The 12,731-nt window shown below is 66.4% G+C and carries 2 protein-coding genes; both read right to left on the bottom strand.

Annotation, left to right across the window (positions count from 1 at the left end):
* Nucleotides 1-12,281 (bottom strand): non-ribosomal peptide synthetase (locus tag RQP53_RS24465; protein ID WP_315653359.1); only part of this gene is annotated, 12,281 nt, incomplete at its 3' end.
* Nucleotides 12,282-12,308: 27 nt separating this feature from the next.
* A partial coding sequence (locus RQP53_RS24460; RefSeq protein ID WP_315653358.1) for a phosphopantetheine-binding protein occupies nt 12,309-12,731 on the bottom strand: 423 nt, incomplete at its 5' end.

Raw genomic sequence — 12,731 nt, 5'->3', positions numbered from 1 at the left:
AGGAAGCGCTCTGCCGTCAGCTCCTCTCGGTTCAGATACCCTCTGCCCACGCCCGCTCCGCCGATGTACAGCTCTGCGGCCACCCCCAGCGGCACCGGCTCGCCGTGGCGGTCCAGGATGTAGATCCTTGCGTTGGCCACTGGCCGACCGATCTGCACCTGTTCGCCGCTTTCATGGATCGCCGCGATCGTGGCGTCCACCGTGCACTCGGTCGGCCCGTAGACATTGAAGGCCTTCAGCGTCGAGCCGCGCAGCGCGTTCCAGCTCGCTGGCGCGATCGCCTCCCCGCCGATGACAACGCTCAGATGCGCCAGCTCGGGCACTTCCAGCAGGCCCGCCTGGATCAGCATGTCCAGCTGCATCGGCGTGCAGTCGAACGCATCAATGCGGCGCTGCTTGAGCCACCCCAGCAGTCGCGGCCCATCGCCGCGCAGCGCCTGCGGGATCAGCTCCAGGCAATGCCCTGCCAGCAGCTGCACGAGGCCCTTGACTGACGCATCGAAGGACACCGAGGCGTTCAGCGCAATACGGCTGCCCGGCGCCAAATGCGCATAGGCCGTGCAGGCGAGAGCCTCGAACAGATTGACGACCGAGTGGTGCTCCACCATCACGCCCTTGGGCATCCCGGTCGAGCCCGAGGTGTAGATCACATAGGCCAGATGCTGCGGGCTCAGGCCGGGAACGACCGGATCGGCAATGTCAAAGGGCAGTCCGGGCACGGCACCGTCGTCGACCGCCAGGGTGGGCACATCCAGCAGCCCCGCGGCCGGGCCGTCGCGCTCGCTCAGCAGTGCCTTCGGCGCGCAGTCCTCCAGCATGAACTTCAGCCGCTCGGCCGGCTGCAGCGGGTCCAGCGGCACATAGCCAGCACCGGCCTTGAGGATCGCCAGCAGGCCCACAACAAGCCCGACGCTGCGCTCCATGCAGATCGCGACCCGGTCGTCGGGCCGCACGCCGGCATCGATCAGCGCATGCGCCAGTCCGTTGGCCCGCGCGTTGAGCTCGCGGTAGCTGAGCTGCTCGCCTTCGTACACCAGCGCTGCCGCGTCCGGCCTGTGCCGTGCCTGGGCTTCGATGCGGCGGTGGAGCAAGGCCGGCTGAGTGCTGTCTCGAACGCGCACCGCATGGCGATTGAAGACGTCGAGCAGCATCCGCTGCTCGTCCGCCGGCAACAGGCCGGTCGTCGAGCGTTTCCCGTCGAGCAGCGCACGCAGCGCATTGATCCAGTAGCTGAGCAGGCGTTCAGGGTCAACCTGACGGCAGTGCAGACTCAGTGAGAAGACATCGCCAAAGTCATCGACCACCGCGCGGATCGGAAAGTTCGTCCTTTCATCGCTGAGCAAGTAACGCATGCCTGTTGCGACAGCACTGCCGGCACCACGCGCATTGGCCTTGCTGTGGCGGTGGTTGAGGGTGCTGGTGAAAAGCGGCAGCCCGGGCGCTACGTTGCTGCATTGCTGTGCCAACGTCAGGGGGGTCTGTTCATGGCTGACCAACTCACGCAGCTGCGCGTAGACCTGCATGGGGTCCGCTTCGCGGGCATTGATGCGCAGCGGCAAGGTGTTGACCAGCATGCCGACCACCTCGGCTAGCCCCGCCTGACTGCGCATGCGTCCCGACAGAACGGTGCCAAAGACAACCTCGTCCTGCCCGGTGCACAAGGACAGCACCTGCGCCCACGCCAGGTGGAATAACACCGCCGGCGTCACACCTTGGGCACGCGCCAGGTCGCGCAACTGACGGGCCATGGGCAGCGCCAGCCTATGCTCAGCTTGCTCCACATCTGCGCCACCGCCCTGCGTGCCAAGCACTCCGAACGGTGCCGTCGGCGCGTCGACATCGGCGAGCTGCTTTGCAAAGTAGGCACGCTGGGCTGCCTCTGTCGCTGCACGATCGTGGCCATAGCTCATCGCCATGTGGTCACCGAACTGCCGGGCCGGAGCCAGTTCCTGCGCGCGGCCGGCCAGGATGAGTTCGATCTCGTCAAGCATCGCCTCTAGCGACACATGATCGGAGATCAGATGATGATTCAGAATGGCCAGCAGCCATTCGCCGTTGGCCGGGTCTTGCATGACATGGCAAGCAAGCAAGGGCGCCCGGCTCAGATCAAGGCGCTGGTGACGCGGGTCGGTCAGCCGTTCCAGCTGTTCAAACGCTTCACCCTCGCCCGTCGTCAACTGCTGCTCGTAAACAGGCAGTTCGACCGCCCGGCAAACCACTTGCAGCGGCTGCTCGAGCCCCTCCCAGAAGACAGCGCTGCGCAGGCTGTCGTGCCGCGCCACGACCTGCGAAAGCGCACTCACGAAAGCGTCGAGCCGCGCACGGGCGTCGAAAGCCAGGATGGAGCGCAGCAGATAGGGGTCGCCCACGGTCTCCAGCAGGGAATGAAACAACATCCCTTGCTGCAGCGCGGAGAGCGCAAAAACCTGTTCGATATTGCCAACGCCGCCCGGCACCCGGGCGACCAGCGCATCGAGCGCCCCCTCGTCCAGCGACAGATGCGGCAGCATCGCCGGCGTGAGACGCTGCGCGCCAAGCGGGATGCGCGGCAGCGCCTCGATGACTGCCGGCTCGTTGACGGACGCACCGGCCCGCTCAACGTGAGCAGCCAGGGCCGCCAACGTCGCGTCGATGAAGACCTGCTGGACCTGCAGCTGAAAGCCGCGGCGACGCAGCCGCTCGACCATCTCGATGACCATCAGCGAGTGACCACCGAGCTCGAAGAAGTGATCGTGGCGGCCAACCCGTTCCAGCTTCAGCAACTCGGCCCATACCGCGGCGAAGGCCTGTTCGACCTCGCCTTGCGGCGCCTCATAGGCATGTGTCACCAGCGCAGCCTGCTCGGGCACAGGCAGAGCGGCGCGGTCCAGCTTGCCATTGGCTGTCAGCGGGAACGCAGGGAGCGGCACAAACGCTGTCGGCACCATGTACTCCGGCAGGTCGCGACTCAGCTGCGCGCGCAGCGCAGCCAAGTCAAGCGCCGTGTCGGTGACCAGGTAGGCAACCAGCCGCTTGTCCGTCGCGTCATCCTGCCTAGCCAGAACAACAGCCTCGCGCACCCCATCGCAGCTGGCAAGCCTGGTCTCGATCTCGCCAAGTTCTATCCGGAAGCCGCGGATCTTCACCTGGTGATCATTGCGGCCCAGGTACTCGATCCTGCCATCGGACAGCCGACGTGCGAGATCGCCCGTTCGATACATCCGCGCCTTGCCAAGCGCGGACGCCTCAGCAAAGGGATCGTGCAGGAAACGTTCCGCGGTCAGCGCGTCGCGGTTCAGATAGCCACGCGCCACACCCGCCCCACCGACATACATTTCACCCACCACGCCAAAGGGCACCGGCTGAAGATGGCGATCAAGGATGTAGAGCCGCAGGTCGGGTATTGGCACACCGATCACGCTGCTGCTGCCGAGCTCGATGTCGGTCTGATCCAAGACGTGGAAAGTCACGTGCACCGTGGTCTCGGTGATGCCGTACATATTGACCAGCCGGGTCCGAGCCAGCGGGTTTCGACGCACCCACGGGCGCAGACTGCTGAAGTCAAGCGCTTCGCCACCAAAGATCACCTCGCGCAGCTGGTGTTCGCTGCTGCTGCGCGCCTGTGCCGCTATCAACTGCCGGAAGGCACTCGGCGTCTGATTGAGCACCGTCACATGCTCACGACACAGCAGTTCGTAGAAGTCATCGGCGGAGCGCGCACAGAGGCTGGGCACGACGACGAGTCGACCACCGAAACCCAAGGAGCCCCAGATCTCCCAAACCGTGAAGTCGAAGGCGTAGGAATGGAACAGGGTCCAGACGTCTTGCGCGCCAAAGCGGAACCAGGGGTCAGTGGCCGTCAGCAGCCGTGCCACCTGGCGGTGCTCGACCATCACACCCTTGGGCCGCCCGGTTGATCCCGAGGTGTAGATGATGTAAGCGAGGGCGTCGCCGCCGAGCACGATCTCGGGCGCGGTGCGCGGCAGATCGGCAAAAGCATGCAGATCATCGAGCAGAAGCTGCGCCAGCGCTCGATCCGGCAGCGCCCCTTGCAGGTCTTGCTGCGTCAACAGCGCGGTGGGGCTGCTGTCGTCGAGCATCATCGCCAGCCGATCGGCCGGATGAACCGGATCCAGCGGCACATAGGCAGCACCACACTTCAGCACTGCCAACAGCCCGACAACGAGTTCGATACCGCGGTTCATGCACACCGCAACACGGTCGTGGGCACGCACACCCAGAGCGAGCAGCCGATGCGCGACCTGGTTTGCGCCCTCGTCCAGCTCGCGATAGCTCAGGCGCCGCGATTCGAACACCAGCGCCGTCGCATCGGGGCGTACAGCCGCCTGGCCAGCGACGAGCTCGTGAATCAGGCGCTCGCTCGGGAACTCGCGATAGTTGCCGAAGGCCGCCTGCAGCAACGCTTGTTGCTGCGGCGCATCAAGCAAACGCAGCTGGCTGACTCGCGCCCCATCATCAGCAGCCATGGCGGCAAGCACAGTGGCGAAGCAGGCCAGCCAGCGCCGCATCGTCACATCGTCAAAAAGATCGGTCGCGTAAAGCAGATCGAAATGCAGGGTCTGCGCCTTGTCGATGGCGGAAAGACTCAGATCGAACTGCGCGGTGCGCAGCGGTGGATCGATACGCGAAAGCGCCAGTCCTGCCAGCTCCCAGTGCTCGTTCGTGCCGCTGGAGTCCAGTGTCAGCAGGGTCTGGAACAGCGGGCTGTGGGCCAGGCTGCGCTGCGGCTTGAGCGCATCGACGACCTGCTCAAACGGCAGATCCTGGTGCGCATAGGCATCCAGCGTGTTGCGCCTGACCATAGCGAGCAACTCGGCAACGCTCGGATCAGCTTGTTCGCCAAACTCGACACGCAGCGCCAGCGTGTTGGCAAAGAAGCCGATCAGGCCTTCGAGCTGGCCATGCTGGCGATTGGCGATCGGACTGCCGATCACGACATCGTCCTGCCCCGACAGCCGCGCCATCAGCACCGCCCAGCCCGCCAGCAGCGTCATGTACAAGGTCGTGCCGTGGCGATGGCTGAGCGACCTCAAGCCCTGCGTCGTCGGCGCGTCGAGTTCCATGGCGATCGACGCACCGGCATAGCTCTGTCGTGCCGGCCGCGGCCGATCGGTCGGCAGGGCCAGCAGCTCGGGCGCTCCGCTCAGGCGAGTTCGCCAGTAGTCAAGCTGCCGCTGCAGGCGCTCACCCTGCAGCCACTGGCGCTGCCACACCGCATAGTCCGCGTACTGGATCGCCAGCTCGGGCAGCGGATCGACCCGCCCCTGGCTGAAGGCCGCGTAGAGCTCGCCGACCTCGCGCACCAGCACCCCCACCGACCAACCATCGGAGATGATGTGGTGCTGGTTGATCAGGAGCACGTGCTCCTCATCTGCGAGCTTGAGCAACAGGCCATGGATCAGCGGGCCGCCAGCCAGGTCAAATGCCGAGGCGCCGTGATCGAGCGAGAGACGCTGGACGGCGGCGTCCAGCTCATGCCCCTGCAGGGCCCGCAGATCCCGCTCGGCGAGTGCGAAGCCAGCCTCGGAACGGTCGATCACTTGGACTGCCTCGCCGCCACGCTGCAGGAAGCGCGTGCGCAAGATTTCGTGACGGGCAACGATGCGGTCAAGCGTCGCCTTGAGTGCCGCGGAATCCAGGGGCCCCTGCAGCCGCAAGGCCGCGGGCATGTTGTATGCCGAGCTTGCGGCACCATCGAGCTGGGCCAGGAACCACAGCCGTTGCTGCGCCCATGACAGGGGCAAGTCTTGTGCCCGATCAACCGGCTGAATCAGATCCAGCCAGCCGCGCTCTGCACCAGCCACCTGCGCCGCGAAAGCCATCAGCACCGGCTGCTCGAACAGCGTGCGCAGCGCCACTTCCACGCCCAGCTGCTCGCGCAGCCGCGAGTTCAGCTGCACCGCCAGCAGCGAATGCCCGCCCAGCTCGAAGAAGTGATCCCGCCGCCCCACTCGCTCAAGCTTGAGCAGCTCTGCCCAGATCTGCGCAATCGCCGCTTCCAGCTCGCCTTGCGGCGCCTCGTACTCGCGCGCCACCACGGCCGACGCATCCGGCGCCGGCAGCGCTGCCCGGTCCAGCTTGCCGTTGGCCGTCAGCGGCAAGGCCTCCAGCACCACGAAGGCGCTGGGCACCATGTACTGCGGCAGCTCGCGCGACAGCGTGCCGCGCAGCGCTGCAATGTCCAGCTCGCCCGGCTGCGTCGCTTGCGCCACCACATAGGCCACCAGCCGCTTCTCCTGCCCCTCATCGCCCCGGGCCAGCACCACCGCCTCGCGCACGCCCGCGCAGCCCGCCAGCCGGCTCTCGATTTCCCCAAGTTCGATCCGGAAGCCCCGGATCTTGACCTGGAAGTCGTTGCGTCCCAGGTACTCGATCGTCCCGTCAGACCTCCAGCGTCCGAGGTCTCCGGTCTTGTACAACCGCGCTGCGGGTTCGGTGCTGAACGGGTCGGCAACAAAGCGCTCGGCCGTCAGCTCGTCGCGCTTGAGGTAGCCGCGCGCCACGCCGTCCCCGCCGATGTAGAGCTCACCCGCCACGCCCAGTGGCACCGGCTCGCGCTGCGCATCAAGGATGTAGATACGCACATTGGCAATCGGCGCACCGATGGGCACGGTGTCGAGCTCGTCGCCGGTGCAGCGCCAGGCACTGGCGCAAACGGTGGCCTCGCTTGGCCCATAGGCGTTGAATACCGCCAGGCGTCGCGCCCAACGCCGCGCAAGCTGAGGCGGACAGGCCTCCCCGGCCATCACCAGGCACTCGAGCGGCAGTTCGGCATCATCAGGAAACACCATGACGGCCGATGACGGCAGGGTTGCGTGGGTGACCTCCTGCTCCCGCAGCAGTGTCAGCAGCGGTGCGCCGGGCATGAGCTGTTCCTGTGCGGCGATGACCAGCGTCGCACCGGCACACAAGGCCATCACCAGCTCGGACACGCTCGCATCGAAGCTTGTCGAGGCGAACTGCAGCACGCGGCTGTTTGGGCCGACAGCGAACAACTCGATCTGTGCCTGCGCAAGATTGGCCAGACCGCCATGGGTATTCAGCACACCCTTGGGCTCGCCGGTCGACCCCGAGGTGTAAATCACATAGGCCAGACTCGAAGCGCTCAACTCCTGCGGTACAGGACTGTGGTCCGGTCGCGCGTCAAACGCGCCGGGTGCATCGACGAGCAGGCACGGTACTCCTTGGCAGCAGGCCGTCAGCATGGCTTCAAGCGCGCACTCGGTGAGCAGCAGCACCGGCTGGCTGTCCGAGATCATGAAGCCCAGGCGTGCTGCGGGATGACGGGCGTCCAGCGGCACATAGCCAGCACCAGACTTCAACACCGCGAGCTGGGCGACCACCTGGTTGATGCCACGCTCCATGCAAATCGCCACGCGGTCGTCGACGCGCACACCGTGTGCGATCAGTGCGTGTGCCAGGCGGTTCGCGCGGGCATCGAGCTGCGCGTAGCTGAGCTGCTGAACACCGACTGCGACGGCGCGCAGCGCGATTGCATCGCCGCGATCACGCACCTGAGCGTCAAACAGCCGCAACACCGAGCCGCGCTCCTGGTAGACGCGCCCGCTCGCATTGAAGCCTTCGAGCAGCAAACGGCGTTCCTCGGCGCCGACAATATCGATGCGATGGATCGCCGCTCGCGCATCGTGCACAAAGGCGCGCAAAACGCGCTCATAGGCACCAAGCCAACGCTCAATTGTCGCGGCATCAAACAGCGCATTCGCGTAGACCAGCGACGCGGTGATGGACTCCTCTCGCTCGCTGATCGACAGCGCCAAGTCGAACTGCGTCGAACTCGATGCGCCCGTGTCAAGCCGCTCAGCCAGGTTGAGCCCCTGCAGGGTCAGGCCGTCAGCGTCCAGGCCGCGGTTGTTCAGCGTCAGCATGGTCTGGAACAGCGGGCTGTGGGCCAGGCTGCGCTGCGGCTTGAGCGCATCGACGACCTGCTCAAACGGCAGATCCTGATGCGCATACGCATCCAGCGTGTCTTGCTTGACCGCGCTGAGCAGCCCCGCTACGTCCATGCCCTGGGCAAGGCTCACTCGCAGCGCCAGCGTGTTGGCAAAGAACCCGATCAGGCCTTCGAGCTCACCTCGCTGGCGTCCCGCGATCGGGCTGCCTATCACCACATCGTCCTGCCCCGACAGCCTCGCCATCAGCACCGCCCAGCCCGCCAGCAGCGTCATGAACAGCGTTGTCCCGTGGCGCTGGCTCAGCAGCTTGAGCGCTCCCGTCAGCTGCGCATCCAGCGCAAAGCCCTTCGTCGTGCCAGAGTAGCTTTGCAGCGCCGGCCGCGGCCGATCGGTCGGCAGGGCCAGCAGCTCGGGCGCTCCGCTCAGGCGTGCTCGCCAGTAGTCCAGCTGCTGCTGCAGGCGCTCGCCCTGCAGCCACTGGCGCTGCCACACCGCATAGTCCGCGTACTGGATCGCCAGCTCGGGCAGCGGATCGCTGCGCCCCTGGCTGAAGGCCGCATAGAGTTCGCTCACCTCGCGCACGAGCACGCCCACCGACCAGCCGTCGGTGATGATGTGGTGCTGGTCAATCAGCAGCACGTGTTCTTCTTCTGCCACTCGCAGCAGCTGTCCCCGGATCAGGGGCCCGCTGGCGAAGTCAAAGCCTTGCGCAAAGAAGGCGCGTTGCTGCGCCGGCAGATCCAGCGCCTCCCGCACTTCCAGGGCAAAGCTCGCTTCAGCGTCGATCAGCTGCAGCGCCTGCCCGGCTTGGGCGACGAAGCGCGTGCGCAGGCTCTCGTGGCGCTGCACGATGCGGTCCAGCGTGGCCTGGAGCGCCGCCCGGTCGAGCTTGCCTTGCAGCCGCAGCGCTGCCGGCATGTGGTATGCGGCACTGGCCGCCGGGTCGAGCTGGACCAGGAACCACAGCCGCTGCTGCGCCCACGACAGGGGCAGGGCTTGAGCGCGATCAGCGCGCGCGATCACGCCTTGTTCGCTCGCTCCTACCGGGGCCGCCTGTCCCACCTGTTCCGCAAAGTCCGCCAGTACCGGCTGCGCGAACAAGGTGCGCAGCGCCACTTCCACGCCCAGCTGCTCGCGCAGCCGCGAGTTCAGCTGCACCGCCAGCAGCGAATGCCCGCCCAGCTCGAAGAAGTGATCCCGCCGCCCCACTCGCTCAAGCTTGAGCAGCTCTGCCCAGATCTGCGCAATCGCCGCTTCCAGCTCGCCTTGCGGCGCCTCGTACTCGCGCGCCACCACGGCCGACGCATCCGGCGCCGGCAGCGCTGCCCGGTCCAGCTTGCCGTTGGCCGTCAGCGGCAAGGCCTCCAGCACCACGAAGGCGCTGGGCACCATGTACTGCGGCAGCTCGCGCGACAGCGTGCCGCGCAGCGCTGCAATGTCCAGCTCGCACGGCTGCGTCGCTTGCGCCACCACATAGGCCACCAGCCGCTTCTCCTGCCCCTCATCGCCCCGGGCCAGCACCACCGCCTCGCGCACGCCCGCGCAACCCGCCAGCCGGCTCTCGATTTCCCCAAGTTCGATCCGGAAGCCCCGGATCTTGACCTGGAAGTCGTTGCGTCCCAGGTACTCGATCGTCCCGTCAGACCTCCAGCGTCCGAGGTCTCCGGTCTTGTACAGCCGCGCTGCGGGTTCGGTGCTGAACGGGTCGGCAACAAAGCGCTCGGCCGTCAGCTCGTCGCGCTTGAGGTAGCCGCGCGCCACGCCGTCCCCGCCGATGTAGAGCTCACCCGCCACGCCCAGTGGCACCGGCTCGCGCTGCGCATCAAGGATGTAGATCTGCGTGTTCGCGATGGGCTTGCCGATCGGGATGCTGCGTTGCTGGGCGTCGCTCCAGCTGATGGCGTGCGTGCTCGCAAACGTCGTCGTCTCGGTCGGTCCGTAGCCGTTGATCAGCTGCGCCGGCCGCTGCTGGCGCGCCAGCAGCCGCCGCACCACGCTCACATCCAGCACATCGCCCCCGATCAGCAGGTAGCGCAGTTGCGCGAACGCAGCTTGCAGCGCATCGACATACTGGTTGAACAGCCCCGCCGTCAGCCACATCGCGCTCGCCCCGCCTTCGATCAGCGCCGCGCTGAGCCGCGCCGGATCCAGCATCGTCTCATGCGACAGCGCCAGCACGCGCGCTCCGCTGCTCAGCGCTGCCCAGACTTCCCACGTCGCCGCGTCAAAGGCCACGCTGGCTCCGTGGGCGACGCAGTCTTCGGGGGTCAGCGGCGCGAAGCTGCTGTGGTGCACCAGGCGCAGCACATTGCGGTGCTCCACCATCACGCCCTTGGGGGTACCGGTCGAGCCTGAGGTGTAGATCACATAGGCCAGATGCCGCGGCCCGAGCTCCGCCACCTCGGGGTCTTGCGCCGGCCTGGCTTGCAGGCCTTGCATCGCCTCCGGCGTATCTATCGCCAGGCAGCCCAGCGTCTGCGGGCGCCAGCCCTCTACCGACGCCAGCAGCGTCTGCTGCGTCAGCAGCAGCTTGGGCTCGCAGTCCGTGCAGATGAATGCCAGCCGCTCGGCCGGGTAGTGGGCGTCCAGCGGCACATAGCCGCCACCGGCCTTGAGCACCGCCAGCTGCGCAACGATCTGCCACAGCCCTCGCTCCAGGCAGATCGCAACCCGATCGTCCGGGCGCACGCCGGCTTCGATCAGCACATGCGCCAGTCGGTTGGCTCTCTCGTTGAGCTGCGCATAGCTCAGCCCCTGCCCCTCGAACACCACCGCCAGCGCCTCGCCGCGCTCACGCGCCCACGCTTGCACCAGCCCGTGTATCGTCCCCTGCGCCTGCCTGCCCGCGTACGCCACCGCCGTGTCGTTGAACCGCTCCAGCACCAGCTGGCGCTCGCCTTCGTCGAGCAGCGCTATCGCCCCCACTCGCTCTCCAGCCTCCCCAACCATCCCCCTCAGCACTCGCTCGTACATGCCGATCCAGCGTCTCACCGTCGCCTCGTCGAACAGGTCCGTCGCGTACTCCAGCGTCCCGGCCAGTGTCGCGTCTGCCGCGGCCTCGCCGAGTGACACAGACAGATCAAAATGCGCGCTGGTATGCGCCAGATCGAGGCTCTCCAGGCGCAGGCCTGCGATGCTCGGTGCGCTGCCGCCGCCGGGCGCATTATTGAGTGTCAGCACGGTTTGGAACAGCGGGCTGTGGCCGAGGCTGCGCTGCGGCTTGACGGCATCAACCACCTGCTCAAAGGGCAGATCCTGATGCGCATAGGCGTCCAGCGTGTCCCGCTTGACCGCCGCCAACAGCGCTTGCACATCGAGTTCGGCACTCGCCTTCACCCGCATCGCCAAGGTGTTCGCGAAGAAACCGATCAGCCCTTCCACTTCGCCGCGCTGGCGGTTCGCAATCGGGCTGCCGATCACCACATCTTCCTGCCCCGACAACCGCGCCATCAGCACCGCCCAGCCCGCCAGCAGCACCATGTACAGCGTCGCACCATGCCGGTTCGCCAATACCTTGAGCTCCGCGCTCAGCCCAGCGTCGAACTCGAACGCCAGCGCCGCACCGGCATAGCTCTGCTGCGCCGGCCTCGGCCGGTCTGTCGGCAGCGCCAGCAGTTCCGGTGCGCCAGCGAGGCGCTCGCGCCAGTAGTCGAGCTGCGTCTGCAGGCGCTTGCCCTGCAGCCAGGCACGTTGCCAGGCCGCGTAATCCGCATACTGAATCGCCAATGGCGGCAAGGGATCAGGCAAGCCCTGGCTGAATGCTGCATACAGCTGCCCCACTTCACGCATGAAGACGCCGAGCGACCAGCCATCGGTGACGATGTGATGCTGATCGACCAGAAGCACATGCTCGTCATCGGCGATGCGGATCAGGCAGCCGCGGATCAGCGGCCCCGCCGCGAGATCGAAGCCGCGCGCGAAGAACGCCTCCCGATGCCGGGCCAGATCCTCTCCAGAGCCAGCCGCAAGTTCAAGCTCGTCCAGCGCAAAGCCGAGATCGTCAGCCGCGATCACTTGCACGGCCTCACCGCCACGCTCGATGAAGTGTGTACGCAGGTTCTCGTGGCGCGCAACGATTCGATCGAGCGTGGCCTTGAGCGCCGCTCGATCGAGCTTGCCGCGCAGGCGTAACGCCGCAGGCATCCGGTAAGCCGCACCCGCCGCCGCATCGAGCTGAGCCAGGAACCACAGCCGCTGCTGGGCCCAGGACAGTGGCATGGGCTGCCCACGGTCTGCCGATGGAATCGTTGCGAGGGCCTCGACATTCGATGCCTGTGCCTTGGCCGTTCGCTTGAGTCTGAGCATCAGCAGTTCACGCTGCAGCGTGGTCAGATTCTTCGCTGTGTCCTGGGGGAGCTGCGTTGTCATTTCTAGTTATCTCTCGTTCTTACTGCTTCACTTGGCGTTCAGCGACGCGTCGTTTGATGTGGGGGTGTCGCGGGTGTCGGCATCCCGACCCTGCTGCGCCAGTGCACGTTCCTGCTGTAGCAAGGCTTCGATTTCGTCTTCGCTCAGATCGCCAAGTTCAGCGCTGAGCGCCTCGACATCGCTGCTTTCGAAACGCTGGACCACGGCGGTCACGACAAGCTCGGCCAGGTCGGAAAGCACCGGCGTCTGGAAAAGCTGGATCAGCGGCATGTCGATCTCGAAGGCTTTGCGCATTTGCAGCATCACCTGCGTGGCCAGCAGCGAGGAGCCGCCGAGCTCGAAGAAGTTGTCGCGACGGCCGATGCGCTGCAGCTTGAGCAACTCGCCCCAGATCGCTGCCAGCGTCTGCTCGACCTCGCCCTGCGGCGCCTCGTACGCACGTGCCGCCAC

This window comes from Roseateles aquae, from assembly GCF_032337115.1.
Lineage (GTDB): Bacteria > Pseudomonadota > Gammaproteobacteria > Burkholderiales > Burkholderiaceae_C > Roseateles_C > Roseateles_C aquae.
The sequence above is the reverse complement of the archived record's forward strand: the minus strand, read 5'-3'. Positions and strand labels throughout refer to the sequence as shown.